This is a genomic window from Sphingomonas degradans, assembly GCF_053502645.1.
In genome coordinates this window covers 1,591,883-1,607,298 of record NZ_CP177172.1, presented here as the reverse complement: position 1 = coordinate 1,607,298, position 15,416 = coordinate 1,591,883, and the positions used below count along the sequence as shown (strand labels likewise).

Sequence of the window (15,416 nt, the reverse complement as noted above, 5' to 3'; positions counted from 1 at the left end):
GCCGTTCATTACGGCTTCATCCCTATTGCTGGAACGTTTCCACGTGCCAGTCGTATCGGCTGCACAAAAGGAGATTACGCATGAAGCACCTAATCAGCCTGGCCGCGCTCGCCGCCGCGTCGTTCGCCGTGAGCAGCCCGGCTGCGGCGCAGTCGGGCGTGCGCTATGCCGCCCCGCAGGAAGAAGAGGCGCGGCTGGACGCTGCCCAGCGCCGCTTCGACAACGAATATCAGATCTATCACCAGGCCGTGGAGCGGTATCGCCGCTCGCGCGCAGTGAACACCGGCTGGAACGGCCCACGCCCCGGCCCCGATCCGCGCTATGACGATGGCGACGATTGGGATGCCCCGCGCTATTACCGCCCGGGCAATTATCAGGAGCGCGTGCTGAGCCGCGACGACCGCGTCTATCGTGGTGAGGATGGCCGCTATTACTGCCGCCGCCCGGACGGCACCGCCGGTCTGGTCGTCGGCGCCGCTGCGGGTGGCCTGTTCGGCAACGTCATCGCCGGGCGCGGTTCGCGCACCGTGGGCACCCTGCTCGGTGCGATTGCCGGCGGCGCGCTGGGCAATTCGATCGACCGCAACAACCAGGCGAACAATCAGGAAGTCCGCTGCCGCTAAAGGCCGCGGAAATGGAGATGCCGCCGCACTGCACGGCGGCGGCATCTCCACCTATTTCACGTCACACCGTCACTTCGCGGAACGACGTGGTCTTTGGCTTGGGCAGGCCGTTGGCGGTATATTCGGCCACCAGCTCTTCCTTACGCGCGCGCAGCTGTTCGCCGAGCGCGTCCATGTCGAGCCCGGCATGGCGAGCCTGCGAGAACATGCCCTCCATCCGCTTTTCCTCTTCCTCGACATGGTGCTCGATCTGTTCGGACAGCACGCTGAGCTTGGCGTCATAGAAATCGTCGCTCGGCCCGCCGGCTTCGATTTCGGCAATCAGCACCTTGGCGCCGTCATGCTCGACATAGGCCTCCTGCAACAGATCCTCGTCCACCTTGCCTTCGCAGGCGGGGTAGAAGATTTCTTCCTCGATCTGGGCGTGGACGGTCAGTTCCAGGCATATCTGCCGGGCGATCTTCTGCTTGCGCCCATCACCGCTGGCCTTTTCGAATGCTTCGAAAAGATCCTCGACGGTGCGGTGATCCGCCTTGAGTAGTGCGATTGCGTCCTGCTTGGTATCGGCCATGATTTGCCTCCTGTTTCCAGTAGCATAACCATGACTTGCAACGCTTCGTTCCAGCTTGGAGACTGTTGCGAGTCGTTCGCTGGACCGCTCAGACGGCGGGCGGTTCGATCGCCATCAGCGTGACACCGGCATATTTGGCGGCTTCCGGCTCGAACAGGTCGCTCGGCTCGAACGCGCGCTGGATCAGCGTCAGGTCGTTGAGGCCGTCGAGCTTGAACACCCCCATCTTGGGCTCGCGCGGCAGCATCCCTTCGCGCGAAACCACGAACGCGTCGACATAGAGCGCGCCGTTGCGGGTATACAGGATGTGCGGCGCCAGGATCATGCGCGTGCGATTATAGGTCGCGGACACGCAGAGCAGGCGGACGATCGCCTCCAGCACGGTGGGCGTAGGACCGCTGGGCGCGGCAGGCGTTTCGGGGCGATCGGCTTCGAGGGACAACTTCATACCCCTTCTTATCGTCAATTGCTGCGATGCAACAAGAGGGGGATATGGTTATCGAATGGCGGGCCCCTCACGCGACCCGCCTACTAAAATATGATTGTCAGCGCCAGAAGAGCAGCAGCAGAATGATGATCGGGATAGGAATCCCCAGCAACCACAACAGGATACCCTTGCCCATACCATATTCTCCGGTCCACGATGTCTGTGCATCAACAACCTTTGGGGCGATGTGCGGTTCCCCCGCAGTTGGAACCGAAATCGGCTTCGGGCACTGAGCGGCGATGACCGAGACGCGTTTCGAACCCCGCCGCGTACAGGCGATCGCCGCCCTTTCCTTTGGAACCGCACTGGTCGTGATCGACGGCGCGATCGCCACCGTCGCACTCCCCACCATTGCCCGCGACCTGGGAGTCGACAGTTCGGCGGCGGTCGCGGTCGTTACCGTGTATCAGCTGGTACTGGTGATGCTTCTGCTGCCCTTTTCGGGGCTGGGCGACCGGTTCGGCCTCAAGCGCGTGTACCAGATTGGCCAGATCGTGTTCACGATCGCGACGATCCTGTGTTTCTTCGCGCACAGCCTGCCCTTCCTGCTGATCGTCCGCGCGGTGCAGGCGGCGGGCGCGGCGGCGGCGCTCAGTGTTTCGTCGGCGCTGATCCGGCAAGTCTATCCGCCCGCGCATCTGGGGCGGGGGCTCGGCATCAATTCGGTGGTGGTCTCCAGTTCGGCGGCACTGGCGCCGACGCTGGGCGGGCTGGTGCTGGCAGTCGGTCCCTGGCCGTGGGTGTTCGCGTCCGCCGTGCCCTTTGCTGTCTTCAGCCTGCTGTTGGGCCGGGCACTACCCGATACGCCGCGCAGCACCGAACCGTTCGACGTGCTGGGCGCCGTGCTGTGCGCGGCGATGTTCGGGCTGGTGATCGGCGGGCTGGAAAGCGCAGTGCATGGCGACAGCCCGGTCGTGTCGAGCGCAGTCGTCGCTGCCGGCGTCTTCATCGGGGTTCTGTTCGTCCGGCGCGAGCGCGGCGAGGCCAAGCCGATCCTCCCCGTCGACCTGCTCGGCCGCCCGGTGCTGGCGCTGTCGACGATCGGCGCGTTCACGGCCTTCGTCGCGACGATGACCACGCTGCTCTCGCTGCCGTTCCGGCTCCAGCACGGCTATGGCTTTGCCCCGTCGGAAGTCGGCGCGGTGCTGGCGCCCTGGCCGCTGACGACGATGATCGTCGCGCCGCTCGCGGGATCGCTGTCCGATCGCTATCCGGCGGGCGCGCTGGGCGGCATCGGCATGGGGATTGCCGTCACCGGGCTGATCTCGCTCGCGCTGCTGCCCGCGCATCCGGGCTGGTTCGACATAGCGTGGCGCATGTCGCTGTGCGGCGCGGGGTTCGGCATGTTCCTGTCGCCCAACGCGCGGCTCATCATCGGATCGGCGCCGATCGAGCGCGCAGCGGCGGCCGGCGGGCTCATTTCCACCACGCGCATGGTGGGGCAGACCACCGGCGCCACGCTGGTCGCCGCGCTGCTCGCGATGGGTATCGGTGGCGGCACCACCCCGCCGCTGGTCGCCGCCGGGCTGGCGATGGTGGCGGGCCTGTGCAGCCTGGCGCGCCTGCGCCCGTCGATCCGCAATCCGCGCAGTGCCGAGACCGCCGACGTCCAGCCCGCGCAGGTGCGTTAATATCAAAGTCGCGCCGAACGCGACTCAGACCGCCCGCCCCGCCTCCCCACCCGACCACCAAGGATACCATCAGGCTATGGTGGTCGGGTGGGGAGGCGGGGCGGGCGGTGCATGGGTTCATGTCAATGAACCTTGGTAACTGGCCAAAGCCCGGCTTTGCGCCCTGTTACCCAAACGGGCGTTGCGAGCGACGAACGGAAGCGCCAATAGCCGGCCATGCCGAACCATCCCCTCGCCATCGCCAATTACCGTTTCTACTGGGTAGCGCGCCTGTCCGCGACGCTGGGCCAGATGGCGATGGTCGTCGTCATCGGTTATCAGGTCTATGACCTCGCCCGCCGATCGATGGGGATCAAGGAAGCGGCGTTCCAGCTCGGCCTGATCGGCGTCGCGCAGTTCCTGCCGCTGCTGGTGCTGTCGCTGTTCGCCGGATGGCTGGCGGACCGCGTGGATCGGCGCTGGATCGCGCGCGCCGCCTTGTGCCTGGAGGCAGCATGCGCGCTCAGCCTCGCCTGGCTCACCTACAGCCACCAGATCACCCTGCCCGCGCTGTTCGGCATAGCCGCGCTGCTGGGCGTCGCGCGCGCCTTTGCCGGGCCGGCGCTGGGGGCGCTGGCGCCCAATCTCGTGCCCAAGGCGATCCTGCCCACCGCCATCGCGCTCAGCTCGGTTGCATGGCAATCGGGCACGGTGATCGGCCCGGCGATGGGCGGCTATCTCTACGCCGCCGCACCCTGGCTACCCTATGCGGTGTCGGGCGGGCTGTTTTCGCTGGCGCTGCTGATGATGTGCCTGATCTCGCCGGTGCCCCGCAGCGCGATGAAATTCACCGGCAGCCCCTGGGCGCAGATGATCGACGGGCTGCATTATGTGCGCCGCAATCGGCTGGTGCTCGGCGCGATTTCGCTCGATCTCTTCGCGGTGCTGCTGGGCGGGGCGACGGCGATGCTGCCGGTCTATGCGCGCGACATTCTGATGGTCGGGTCCGAGGGGCTGGGACATTTGCGCGCTGCTCCTGCGTTGGGCGCAGTCGTGACGGGCATGTTCTTCTCCTGGCGCCCCCTGCGCACCGAGGTGGGGCTCAAGATGCTGGGTGCCGTCGCGCTGTTCGGGCTGGCGACGATCGTGTTCGGCCTGTCGGCGCCGCTGCTGGTGCCGGTGCTGGGACCGTCCGCCGTAGGCCATGACCTGGCGCCTGCCGTGATGATCGCGCTGGGCGCGCTGTTCGTGCTCGGCGCGGCGGACATGGTGTCGGTCTATGTGCGCCAGTCGCTGATCCAGCTGTACACCCCGGACGAGATGCGGGGCCGGGTCGGCGCGGTGTCGACGCTGTTCATTTCCGGCTCGAACGAGCTGGGCGAGGCCGAGTCCGGTTTCCTCGCCGCGCTGATCGGGCCGGTCGCCGCAGTGGTGGGCGGCGGCATCGGCGCGATCCTTGTCACGATCGCATGGGCCAAGCTATTCCCGGAGCTGAGGCGGGCGCGTACCTTCGATCCTCCGGCCAATCCTGAAATTCCTCCCAAGGAGACGACGACATGAAGGTCAACACCATCCTCGAGACGATCGGCAACACGCCGCACATCCGCGTGCAGAAGCTGTTTCCCGGCGCCGAAGTGTGGATCAAGTCCGAACGATCGAACCCCGGCGGGTCGATCAAGGACCGCATCGCGCTGGCGATGATCGAGGCCGCGGAAGCATCGGGCGACCTGAAGCCCGGTGGCACGATCATCGAGCCGACCAGTGGCAACACCGGCGTCGGCCTGGCGATGGTCGCGGCGGTCAAGGGCTACAAGCTGGTACTGGTGATGCCCGAGAGCATGTCGCTGGAGCGCCGCCGGCTGATGCTCGCCTATGGCGCGACCTTCGACCTCACGCCCCGCGAAAAGGGCATGAAGGGCGCGATCGAGCGGGCGATGGAGCTGGTCGAGGCGACGCCGGGTGCGTGGATGCCGCAGCAGTTCGAAAACGCTGCGAACATCGACGTGCATGTGCGCACCACGGCACAGGAAATCCTGAACGACTTTGCCGACGCGCCGATCGACGTCATCATCACCGGCGTGGGCACCGGCGGGCATATCACCGGGGTGGCAGAGACGCTGAAAAAGGCGTGGCCGAACCTGAAAGTGTTCGCGGTGGAGCCCGAATTGTCGCCGGTCATTTCGGGCGGCACGCCCGGTCCGCACCCGATCCAGGGCATCGGCGCCGGCTTCGTGCCGCGCAACCTGCACACCGACGCGATCGACGGCGTCATCAAGGTGGACGCCGCCGTTGCCAAGGACATGGCGCGCCGATCGGCCAAGGAGGAAGGGATGCTGGTGGGCATCAGCTCGGGCGCGACGCTGGCCGCGATCCTCCAGAAGCTGCCCGACCTGCCCGAAGGCGTGCGCGTACTCGGGTTCAACTACGACACCGGCGAACGCTATCTGAGCGTGCCGGACTTCCTGCCGGAGAGTTGAGCCGGTGGCGGACGCCTGCCCTCCCCGTCGAGGCGAGGGCAGGCAGCCGACGCAACCTGCTGGTTCCTAATCGGGCGGTTCTGCGTTATGGGCCGCAACCCGATGGAGCAGCCTGTGTCAGACCGTCCTTCCCACCCGCCGCTTCGATCCGGTCGGGCCTAGCACTTTCAATGCTTCAGCAACCATCGATCGCGCCGCGCATCGCGCAGGCGGGCCCCTTTGCGGGCGTCTCGCCAGTGTTGCGGGGCGTGCTGCTCCTCACCGCGCTGCTTGCCATCGCCGTCCCGCTGCTGCTGGTGCGGACGACGCCCCGGATCGTCGTCCACAAGCATCCGCCCGTGGTGTTGTCGAAACGGGTGGTGCCCAAGGCCGAGGTGCCGAAAGTCGATCCCGTGGCGCTGCAGGCAGTGGACCCGGATGACGCGCGGGCGATCAACGCGGCGATCCCCTTCTCCACCCTGCCCAACCCGGCCGCGCGCGCGTTCAAGCTGTTCGGCGCGCTCGACAGCCAGGCGCGCGCCGTCGATTGCCTCGCGGCGGGTGTCTATTACGAAGCGGGCGACGATGCCGTGGGCGAGCGCGCGGTTGCGCAGGTGATCGTCAACCGGCTGCGCCACCCGGCTTTCCCCAAGACGGTGTGCGGCGTCGTGTTCCAGGGGGCCGAGCGGACCACAGGCTGCCAGTTCACCTTCACTTGCGACGGCGCGCTGCAACGCTATTCCCCCACGTCCGCCGCCTGGGCCCGCGCACGCGACATCGCGCAAAAGGCGCTGAACGGCGCGGTGTACAAGCCGGTCGGCCATGCGACGCACTACCATACCGACTGGGTCGTCCCCTATTGGAGTTCGAGCCTGGAGAAGATCAGCGAAGTGCACACGCACCTGTTCTTCCGCTGGGCCGGATGGTGGGGGACGCCGCCCGCGTTCAACCGCAGCTATAGCGGCGTGGAACCCAATGTGCCGCAACTGGCGCGGCTGTCGCCTGCGCATCAGGGCGACGCCGGCGCCGGCACGGCAGAAGCGCTGAACGCCGACGGTACGCCGATCGATGTCGAGACGATGGCGGCAGGCGCGCTTCCCGCTGCAACGGGCGTGGCCGGTGCCGATGCCAACACCTTCCTCGTGACGCTCGATCCCCGGCTGCGCCCCGACGACTTTGCCGCCTTTGCGGTCAAGACCTGTGGCCAGCGCAGTTATTGCAAGTTCATGGCCTGGGCCGACCCCAAGCAGACCCCGGCGCGCCTGCCGCTCGCGGCGGCGCAGGTGTCTTCGATGGCGTTCAGCTATCTGCGCGATTTCGACCAGGGCTTTGCCAAGGCGCTGTGGAATTGCGCGCAATATCGCCGGCCGAGCCCGATCCAGTGCATGCGCGCCCAGCCGCCAGCGCTGGTTCCGCCGCCGCTGGCGGTCGCGACGCCGGCACCGGGCGCTGCGCAGGAGCCGAAAGCAACGCCGCTGCACGGCGGGCTGACCGGCGTCCGCCGCAAGGGCGATCCGGTGGCAGAGACGCCGCGTGCGACCGGGGCCGCGCTGCCGGTGCCCCGGCCCTCGCCGACACCTCGGCCCACGCAGACCCCGACGCCCTGACGGGGCTTACGCCGCGCGGAACATCTCCGGGTCGAGCGCCATCACGGCATCGCTGCCGCTTTCGATCTTGCGGCGCAGGGCGCCCGCGTCGGGCAGGAACCGCTCGGCATAGAAGCGCGCGGTGACCAGCTTGGCCTCCAGGAACTTGGCGTCGCCGCCGCCTGCCGCCAGCCCGTCGACCGCCGCCTTCGCCATGCGCAGCCACATCAGCCCCAGCGCGACCGCGCCGGTCAGCTGCATGTATGGATAGGCCGCCGCCCCGACATGGTTCGGGTTCTTGAAGCCGTTTGCCGCCAGCCACATCGTCGCGCCCTGCAAATGCCCGAGCGCCTTTTCCAGCGCCTCGGCAAAGCCGGCCAGCTTCTCGTCGCCCTTGGCGGCGGCGATTTCCTCGCTCACCAGCTTGAAGAACGCCTGCACCGCGCGGCCGCCATTCTGGGCGAGCTTGCGGCCCACCAGATCCATCGCCTGGACGCCGTTGGTGCCTTCATAGATCATCGCGATCCGGGCATCGCGGACATATTGCTCCATGCCCCATTCGGCGATGTAGCCATGGCCGCCATAGACCTGCTGGCTGTCGGTGGCGATGCGATAGCCGATGTCAGTGCCGACGCCCTTGATGACCGGCGTGAGCAGCCCGATCAGGTCGGCGGCGAGCTGGCGCTCCTCCTCGCTCTGCGCGGCGTGCTCCAGATCGACCTGAAGCGCCCCCCACAGGCACAGCGCGCGCAGCCCCTCGATCTGGGCCTTTGCCTCCATCAGCATCCGGCGGACATCGGGATGCACGAACAGCGTATCGGCCTTTTCCTGCGGCTCCTGCGGCCCGGTCAGCGCGCGGCCCTGGCGGCGGTCGCCGGCATATTGTACGGCGTTCTGATAGGCGGTCTCGGCAATGCCCAGCCCCTGGAGCCCCACGCCGAGGCGCGCGGCGTTCATCATGATGAACATCGCGGCCAGGCCCTTCATCTCCTCGCCGACCAGCCAGCCGGTGGCGCCGTCATAGTTCATGACGCAGGTGGAGTTGGCGTGGATGCCCATCTTGTGCTCGATCGAGCCGCACGACACGCCGTTGCGCGCGCCGAGCGAACCGTCGTCGTTTACCAGGAACTTTGGCACCACGAACAGCGAAATGCCCTTGCTGCTCTCCGGCGCGCCCGGGGTCTTGGCCAGCACCAGATGGATGATGTTGCTGGTCAGGTCGTGCTCGCCCGACGAAATGAAGATCTTGGTGCCGGTGATGCTGTAGCTGCCATCGGCCTGCGGCTCGGCGCGGGTGCGGATCAGGCCCAGATCGGTGCCGCACTGCGGCTCGGTCAGGTTCATGGTGCCGCCCCATTCGCCGGACACCATCTTGGGGACGTACTTGGCCTTCTGTTCCTCCGAACCCTTGACCAGCAGCGCGGCGATCGCGCCATGGGTCAGGCCGGGATACATGGCGAAGGCCATGTTGGCGGAGATCATATATTCCTGAAACGCAGTCGACACGACGTGCGGCATTTCCTGCCCGCCAAACTCCGCCGGCGCGCTCAGCGTGCCCCAGCCGCTCTCCACGAACTGCTGGTACGCCGCCTTATACCCCTCGGGCGTCGTGACGCTGCCATCGTCGTGGCGGGTGCAGCCCTGCTGGTCGCCCGAATGGTTGATCGGGAACAGCACCTCGGCAACGAACTGGCCGCCCTGTTCCAGCACGGCCTCGACCGTATCGGGGGTCGCGTTCTGGAAGCCCGGCAGGTTGGCGTAGCGATCGAGCCCGATCACCGAATCGAGAATGAAGCGCGTATCGCGCACGGGAGGCGTATAGTGCGGCATTTCAGGGTTCCTCAGTCGGTGTCGATGCCCGTTAGCAATTCGACGAATTGTTGAAGCTCGGCGATGTGCGCGTCGATGTCGCGCTTCTGGTTCTCGAGCAGCGCGATCCGGTCGCGGCAGCGCGCCAGCGTCACCTGACGCTGGACCCGGCGGCCGTCGCCAATGTCGTACAGGTCGATCATCTCGCGGATTTCGGCGAGGCTGAACCCGACGCGCTTGCCGCGCAGGATCCACGCCAGCCGCGCGCGATCGCGGTGCGAATAGATGCGCTGGGTACCCCGCCGCTCGGGCCGGATCAGGCCTTCGTCCTCGTAAAAGCGCAGCGCGCGGGGCGTGACCGCGAACTCGGCGCACAGGTCCGAAATCGAATAGGCGTCGCGATCCCCCGGCTCGATCGGCGCGAGGCCCGCACTGGCAAAGGCAGCAGCAGTTGGCATGGGGGAAATCTACCTTCCCCTTACGTGAACGTCAACTAGGTCAATCGCCGCAGGGACGCCGTCCCGCCGCATCGCGCATCGCCGCCGCCTCGGCGCTCGATTCGCTCATCCGCTCCACCGTGAGGCCCGCGAAGGAGGCGCGTCGCGCGCACAGGCGCTCGCACGCCTCGGGCAGCGCACCGGGGAAGCGGATCTTGTCGCCATCGAAGCGCGCCTCGAACGCGCAGGCCCCTTGCGGGCCGAGCGTGACGTGCAACACTTCGCCTGCCCGGCGGATTGCCCCCGCGCCGCTGCAGGTGATCCGCTCGCCATAATCGACATAGGCGCCGATTCGATATGCGGCCCCCGCCTTCACGATGCACACCCGATCGGTGTCGCGCGCGTAGAGGCCGACGATCTCGGTATCGCCGGGATCGCGGACCAGCCCGCGTGCGATGGCCGCGCTTTCAAGGTCCTGCGCATCGGCGGCATTCTGGGTCGGGGCAGTCCCGCCGGTACATGCCGACAGCAGCAGCAGCAGCAACAGCAGCGCCGCTGCGGTTTTCACGCGTCGCGGACCAGCCGGCCATCCTGGATGCGGCGATAGAAACAACTCGTCGCGCCGGTGTGACAGGCGGGGCCGGCGGGCTCGACCTTCAGCCACACGCAATCCTGGTCGCAGTCGATCCGCGCCTCGATCACCTTGAGCACATGGCCCGAGGTCTCGCCCTTCTTCCACAACCGGCCACGGCTGCGCGACCAGAAGGTCGCCTCGCCCGTTTCCAGCGTCGCGGCCAGCGCCTCGGCATTCATATGCGCGACCATCAGCAGCGCACCGGCGCTGTCGGTGGCGACGGCAGTGATGAGCCCGGAGGCATCATATTTGGGGTCGAGCGTATCGCCCGTTTCGCGTTGATTGGTCACCCGCGCGATGTAGCGCGGGCCACGCCAGCCGTCACCCCGCGCGACCGGCGCGGCGCGCGCTTTTTGGCTCCCCGGCGCCGTCGCGGTTCGCAATCAGCCATGCCTCGAACGCCGGCACCTCCATCGGAGCGCCATAGAGGAAGCCCTGCGCCTCCTCGCACCCCGCCTGCGCCAGCACCGCTGCGGCTTCGGGCGTCTCGATCCCCTCCGCCACCACGCGAAAGCCGAGCTTGTGCGCGAGCCCGATCATCGTTTCGACCAGCACATATTCCGGCCCCTCGGCGCGCATCAAATCCTGGACGAACGCCCGGTCGATCTTCACCACCTTGGCGGGCAACCGCTGGAGATAGGCAAGGCTGCTCTGGCCCGTCCCGAAATCATCGATCGCCAGCGCGATGCCCGCATCCGCGATCTCGCGCAGCAGGCCCAGCGCCAATGCCGGCTGGTCCATCACGGCGCTTTCAGTCAGTTCGATTTCGAGCTGCTCGACGCGAAGCCCGCGCTTCAGCAGGCCCAATTGGATGCGCTGGACCAGATCGGTCTCGGTCAGGTTCGCAGCGGAGATGTTCATCGACAGCGTCAGCGGATGGTCGCTCCCCTTCCACGCCGCGAGCTGGGTCAGTGCGGCGTTGAGCACCCACTGCGTCGTCGGGCGCGCCAACCAGGTCTGCTCGATCAGCGGAACGAACTCGGCGGGCGAGACGTCGCCCAGCCGGGGATGCCGCCAGCGCAGCAACACTTCGGCGCCGATGCATGCGCCAGAGGCCAGGTCCACGCGGGGCTGATATACCAGCCGGAGCTGGTCGGGCGATTCGAGCGCAGCGCCGAAATCCTGCAACAGACTATATTGCCGCTGGTGGGCCCGGTCGCTTGTCTCGCAATAGGCGGCGACGCCGGCCTGCGTCGCGCGCGCATCGTGCGCCGCCGCGATGGCCCCGCGCAGCACATCGTCGGCAGAGACCTCGCCGAGCACGAAGGCGCGCACGCCGATCGTGCCGGTGGTCACGAACCGCGACGCCGACGATCCCCGCAGGCGATCGAACTTGGCGTGCAGCGTGTCGAGATACGCAGGCAGCGTCGCCCCCGCCGGCGAGAGGAACGCGAATTGCGTCGCCCCCACCTGATAGGCTGTGCGCTCCGGCCCGATCGCGGCCTGGACCATGCCGGCCATCGCCCGCACCATTTCGTCCACTCGCGAGCCGCCGAGCACGCGCGCCATCTTGCCGAGCTGTTCCTCGCGGGCGATGTCGATGACGACGGCGCAGCGCTGCTGTCCCGGATGATCGCGGGCAAGGTCGATCAGGTCGTCGCGCAGCTGGGTCCGCGTGGGCAGCCCGCTGACCGGATCGACACGGCCAAAGGCGTGCTGCAACTCGATCTGCGCCATCACCATCGCCGCCAGGTCGGACAACGCGCGCAGCTCTTCCGGCGTCGCGACGCGCGGCTCGGTTCCCAGCACGCACAGCGAGCCCAGGCCATAGCCCTCGCTCGTCACCAGCGGCGCGCCCGCGTAAAACCGCGTGCCGTTGTTGGCGAGCAGGCTGTCGGCATAATAGGGGTCGGCCAGGAAATCCTCGATCACCAGCGGCGCGCCGGTTTCGGCGACTTCGGCACAAGGCGCCCTTTCGCGCGGAATGCCGGGATGCGCCACGCCGACGCGCGACTTGAACCATTGGCGGTTGCGGTCGGTCAGCGATATTGCGGCAACGGGCAGGCCAAAGATCTGGCTCGCCATCCGGGTGATGCGGTCGAAATTCTCGTTCGGCGGGGTGTCCAGCAGCTTGAGCTGGTAGAGGGCATCCAGACGAGCCTCTTCCTGAAAGTCGCGCAAGCTGTTGTCCTTCCCTGTCAATTCCGAGGCTCCCGCCTGCACAACGCATCGGATTTGGCGGGTATCCTCCGTCGCTTTGGCTTTATTCTCAATATAGTAGAGTTCACGAGGCGGTGGCGCATCTGTATCCGGCGCTCACGATCACGGAGCGAAATAGCGGTTCATGCGTCCTGCGCCCGAAGGGAGATTGCCTTGATCCTGTTTGCCCTGGCCCCGCTCGCCCTAGCGACGGCTCCGGTCGCATCGCCGACGCAGGAGGGCAGCGGCCCGAGTTTCGCCTGCTCCGCTGCGACAACGCCGATGGAGAAGGCGATCTGCGCCGATCCCACGCTCAGCGCGATGGACCGGGAAATGGCGCAGCTGTTCGGAATCGCCAAGGAAAGCGCGTTCGGCGGCGGCCCGTCGAACCAGTTGCCGGCCCAGCGCGCCGCGCTGCAGGACATGCGCGCCTGCGCCGCCCCTCGCGCCGCCCAGCCGATCGCCGCCTGCCTTACGCAGCGTTATGCCGTCCGCAACCAGGAGCTGGCGATCGCGGCGTTGCTGAAAGCGCCCGCCACTGCGCTCCCGGTGCTGCGCCGGGGCGACCCCGGCTTCGCGCCGATCCTGGAAGCGGTTGCGCTCTGGTCGCAGGCGCCGGTGGATGCGGACTGGTCGGCCCCCGAGCGGGCGCGCAGCCGGACCCGGATCGCGGCGTTGCTGCAACCCTATCTCGCTTCGCTGCAGACCGACGCGCAGCAATCGTTCGGCAATGCGATCCTGCGCGATCCGGGGCAGGACGGCATCGCCGTGCAATCGATCGGCGACCTGTTCCGCTCCGACCGGCACTTTGCCGCTTTCCTCAATGTCCTGGGGCCGTATCTGGAGGAGCCGAAGGTTTCCGGCATGCCCCGCGCGCTGCCCTGTGCGGCGATCGTCCGCCACCCGACGCTTTTGAAAGCGACCGGCCCGGTGTTCGGATCGACGATGGACAATTTCGTCCTCAGGAACGACTGCGAAGCCAGCCTGCCGCCGCTGCCGTCGCTGACGGCGCTGAAGACCAAGCTGTATCGCAGCTGGCCGGAATGCGAAGGCACGATCCGCTATGCCATCTATAGCGGGTTCAACAGCGACATCGATCGGGCACGCCTGGGGCTGGTGCCGGGCGGCAAGACCAAGGCTTTGCCCGCCCGCAAGGGCATCGCCCCCGCCGACACAGCGGCAGTGGCGCGCGACCTGACCGCCTATTACGCCACCTATCTGCGGCGCTCGCCCGCCCTTGCGGCAACCACGGCGCAGGCCGCGCTGGCGCTGGTGATGGAAGACGCGCATCAATGTGACTGACAGGCGTGCCTGGAGCGCGAATCGCGCTGCTCCTTGCGCGCCAGTTGTACGCCAGCGCCCCCGCTGCCTACGCGTCGGCAATGCGCGCAACCGTATCCCGGGGCTCGCGCGTGACGGCGCAAAACCGGGCGCCGCGTGTCATTTTTGATCCGCAGGCCGTGATCCTCGGCCATTTCCGGTCGCCTTCCGCCGGAAAAACCATCGGAAATTGCGGAGGGCCATTTCTTTGTGACGAACCGGCGACAAACCGGACCGAAGCCCCTATATGCCGGGCGCGAGTTAAGAACCCCACGAGGGCCGATGCTTACCACACACCCGTTTGACGATGACAAGCTGCGCGAAGAGTGCGGCATCTTTGGCGTTTCCGGTGCGGAGGGCGCAGCCGCGCTCGTCGCGCTGGGGCTGCATGCACTCCAGCACCGTGGCCAGGAAGCGGCCGGGATAACCAGCTGGGACGGCCATCAGTTCCATACCCATCGCGCGATGGGGCATGTCGCCGGCAATTTCGATCGCGACGACGTGATTCGTTCGCTCCAGGGCGCGACCGCCTGCGGCCATGTCCGCTATTCGACCACGGGCGAGACCGCGATCCGGAACGTCCAGCCGCTCTATGCCGAGCTGGCGAGCGGCGGTTTCGCGGTGGCGCATAACGGCAACATCTCGAACGCGATGCGGCTGCGGCGCGACCTGGTCCGCCGGGGCGCGATCTTCCAGTCGACCTCGGACACCGAAGTCATCATCCATCTGGTGGCGACGTCGCAGTACCGCACGCTGATGGACCGCTTCATCGATGCGCTGAAGCGCGTCGAGGGCGCCTATTCGCTGATCGTGATGACGCCCGAGGGCATGATCGCATGCCGCGACCCGCTGGGCATCCGCCCGCTGGTGATGGGCAAGCTGGACGACACCATCGTCTTCGCGTCGGAGACGGTCGCGCTCGACGTGGTCGGTGCCGACTATGTCCGCGATGTCGAGCCGGGCGAGCTGGTGATCGTCAAGGGCACCGAAGTGTCGTCGCACAAGCCGTTCGCGCCGGTCGCGCCGCGCCCGTGCATCTTCGAATATGTCTATTTCTCTCGCCCCGATTCGATCAGCGAGGATCGCTCGGTCTACTCGGTGCGCAAGGCGATCGGCGCGCAGCTGGCGATCGAATCGCCGGTCGAGGCCGATCTGGTCGTCCCCGTCCCCGATTCGGGCGTGCCGGCGGCGATCGGCTATGCGCAGGAAAGCGGCATTCCGTTCGAGCTGGGGATCATCCGCTCGCACTATGTCGGCCGCACTTTCATCCAGCCGGGCGACAAGGTCCGCCACCTGGGCGTCAAGCTGAAGCACAATGCCAATCGCGAGCTGATCAAGGGCAAGCGCGTCGTCCTGATCGACGATTCGATCGTGCGCGGCACCACCAGCCTCAAGATCGTGCAGATGATGCGCGAGGCGGGCGCCGCCGAGGTCCATATGCGCATCGCATCGCCCCCGACGCGGCACAGCTGCTTCTACGGCGTGGACACGCCCGAGCGCGCCAAGCTGCTCGCCGCGAAGCTGGACGTGGGCGGGATGACCGACTTCATCCATGCCGACAGCCTGTCGTTCATCTCGATCGACGGCCTGTACAAGGCGCTGGGCGAGGCGCGCCGCGCCGACATCCATCCCAAATATTGCGATGCGTGCTTCACCGGCGACTATCCGACGGTGCTGACCGACCAGGACGAGCTTGCCCCGGTTGACCAGTTCGCGCTTCTGGAGGAACGGGTCGGCTGAACCC

General features: G+C 67.2%; 14 protein-coding genes. 7 read left to right on the top strand and 7 right to left on the bottom strand.

Going from position 1 to position 15,416, the window contains the following annotated elements; genetic code table 11:
* The first annotated feature begins 80 nt into the window (after positions 1–80).
* Positions 81–623 (top strand): glycine zipper 2TM domain-containing protein, encoded by a 543-nt coding sequence (locus ACG3SL_RS07225; RefSeq protein ID WP_448664461.1) that lies wholly within the window; start codon positions 81–83, stop codon positions 621–623.
* Between the two features lie 61 nt (positions 624–684).
* Here ACG3SL_RS07225 and ACG3SL_RS07220 read toward each other — a convergent pair whose 3' ends face one another.
* Positions 685–1,194: a hemerythrin domain-containing protein gene (locus tag ACG3SL_RS07220; RefSeq protein WP_448664460.1), complete on the bottom strand. Its 510-nt coding sequence runs from the start codon at positions 1,192–1,194 to the stop codon at positions 685–687.
* A gap of 88 nt (positions 1,195–1,282) precedes the next feature.
* Positions 1,283–1,642, bottom strand: a complete 360-nt coding sequence (locus tag ACG3SL_RS07215; RefSeq protein ID WP_448664459.1) for a hypothetical protein — start codon at positions 1,640–1,642, stop codon at positions 1,283–1,285.
* Positions 1,643–1,920: 278 nt separating this feature from the next.
* On the opposite strand from ACG3SL_RS07215, the gene ACG3SL_RS07210 reads away from it, so the two are divergent.
* The 4 genes from ACG3SL_RS07210 to ACG3SL_RS07195 all read left to right on the top strand — a co-directional run bounded on the left by ACG3SL_RS07210 (position 1,921) and on the right by ACG3SL_RS07195 (position 7,354).
* Complete coding sequence (locus ACG3SL_RS07210; RefSeq protein WP_448664458.1) at positions 1,921–3,312, top strand: MFS transporter; 1,392 nt, start codon at positions 1,921–1,923, stop codon at positions 3,310–3,312.
* Between the two features lie 216 nt (positions 3,313–3,528).
* Positions 3,529–4,851, top strand: a complete 1,323-nt coding sequence (locus ACG3SL_RS07205; protein ID WP_448664457.1) for an MFS transporter — start codon at positions 3,529–3,531, stop codon at positions 4,849–4,851.
* Entirely contained in the window at positions 4,848–5,768 is a 921-nt protein-coding gene (gene cysK, locus ACG3SL_RS07200; protein ID WP_448664456.1) for a cysteine synthase A, read from the top strand. Before ACG3SL_RS07205 ends, cysK begins: the two co-directional genes overlap by 4 nt.
* A 170-nt stretch (positions 5,769–5,938) precedes the next feature.
* Positions 5,939–7,354: a cell wall hydrolase gene (locus ACG3SL_RS07195; protein WP_448664455.1), complete on the top strand. Its 1,416-nt coding sequence runs from the start codon at positions 5,939–5,941 to the stop codon at positions 7,352–7,354.
* Between the two features lie 6 nt (positions 7,355–7,360).
* Here the strand turns inward: ACG3SL_RS07195 and ACG3SL_RS07190 are convergent, their stop codons facing one another.
* From ACG3SL_RS07190 to ACG3SL_RS07170, 5 genes are read right to left on the bottom strand one after another with little or no spacing between them, the layout of a single operon-like run.
* On the bottom strand, positions 7,361–9,163 hold the full coding sequence (locus ACG3SL_RS07190; RefSeq protein WP_448664454.1) for an acyl-CoA dehydrogenase C-terminal domain-containing protein: 1,803 nt from the start codon (positions 9,161–9,163) through the stop codon (positions 7,361–7,363).
* An 11-nt stretch (positions 9,164–9,174) separates the two neighbouring features.
* Positions 9,175–9,600 (bottom strand): MerR family transcriptional regulator, encoded by a 426-nt coding sequence (locus ACG3SL_RS07185; protein ID WP_448664453.1) that lies wholly within the window; start codon positions 9,598–9,600, stop codon positions 9,175–9,177.
* Between the two features lie 40 nt (positions 9,601–9,640).
* The gene (locus ACG3SL_RS07180; RefSeq protein WP_448664452.1) at positions 9,641–10,147 is read right to left on the bottom strand and encodes a hypothetical protein; all 507 of its coding nucleotides are present in this window, start codon (positions 10,145–10,147) and stop codon (positions 9,641–9,643) included.
* The gene (hisI, locus tag ACG3SL_RS07175; RefSeq protein ID WP_448664451.1) at positions 10,144–10,503 is read right to left on the bottom strand and encodes a phosphoribosyl-AMP cyclohydrolase; all 360 of its coding nucleotides are present in this window, start codon (positions 10,501–10,503) and stop codon (positions 10,144–10,146) included. The genes ACG3SL_RS07180 and hisI overlap by 4 nt, the downstream gene beginning before the upstream one ends.
* 31 nt (positions 10,504–10,534) lie before the next feature.
* Positions 10,535–12,334: an EAL domain-containing protein gene (locus ACG3SL_RS07170; RefSeq protein ID WP_448664450.1), complete on the bottom strand. Its 1,800-nt coding sequence runs from the start codon at positions 12,332–12,334 to the stop codon at positions 10,535–10,537.
* A 192-nt stretch (positions 12,335–12,526) separates the two neighbouring features.
* Here ACG3SL_RS07170 and ACG3SL_RS07165 point away from each other — a divergent pair, with 192 nt between their 5' ends.
* The gene (locus tag ACG3SL_RS07165) at positions 12,527–13,654 is read left to right on the top strand and encodes a lysozyme inhibitor LprI family protein (RefSeq protein ID WP_448664449.1); all 1,128 of its coding nucleotides are present in this window, start codon (positions 12,527–12,529) and stop codon (positions 13,652–13,654) included.
* Positions 13,655–13,954: 300 nt separating this feature from the next.
* A complete protein-coding gene (gene purF / locus ACG3SL_RS07160; RefSeq protein ID WP_448664448.1) occupies positions 13,955–15,412 on the top strand; it encodes an amidophosphoribosyltransferase in 1,458 nt (485 codons plus the stop codon).
* The last annotated feature ends 4 nt before the right edge of the window (positions 15,413–15,416 follow it).

Excerpts from the sequence above, each read along its gene's own strand:
- ACG3SL_RS07225 (WP_448664461.1), top strand. The coding sequence starts at position 81 with ATGAAGCACCTAATCAGCCTGGCCGCGCTCGCCGCCGCGTCGTTCGCC.
- ACG3SL_RS07220 (WP_448664460.1), bottom strand. The coding sequence starts at position 1,194 with ATGGCCGATACCAAGCAGGACGCAATCGCACTACTCAAGGCGGATCAC.
- ACG3SL_RS07215 (WP_448664459.1), bottom strand. The coding sequence starts at position 1,642 with ATGAAGTTGTCCCTCGAAGCCGATCGCCCCGAAACGCCTGCCGCGCCC.
- ACG3SL_RS07210 (WP_448664458.1), top strand. The coding sequence starts at position 1,921 with ATGACCGAGACGCGTTTCGAACCCCGCCGCGTACAGGCGATCGCCGCC.
- ACG3SL_RS07205 (WP_448664457.1), top strand. The coding sequence starts at position 3,529 with ATGCCGAACCATCCCCTCGCCATCGCCAATTACCGTTTCTACTGGGTA.
- cysK (WP_448664456.1), top strand. The coding sequence starts at position 4,848 with ATGAAGGTCAACACCATCCTCGAGACGATCGGCAACACGCCGCACATC.
- ACG3SL_RS07195 (WP_448664455.1), top strand. The coding sequence starts at position 5,939 with ATGCTTCAGCAACCATCGATCGCGCCGCGCATCGCGCAGGCGGGCCCC.
- ACG3SL_RS07190 (WP_448664454.1), bottom strand. The coding sequence starts at position 9,163 with ATGCCGCACTATACGCCTCCCGTGCGCGATACGCGCTTCATTCTCGAT.
- ACG3SL_RS07185 (WP_448664453.1), bottom strand. The coding sequence starts at position 9,600 with ATGCCAACTGCTGCTGCCTTTGCCAGTGCGGGCCTCGCGCCGATCGAG.
- purF (WP_448664448.1), top strand. The coding sequence starts at position 13,955 with ATGCTTACCACACACCCGTTTGACGATGACAAGCTGCGCGAAGAGTGC.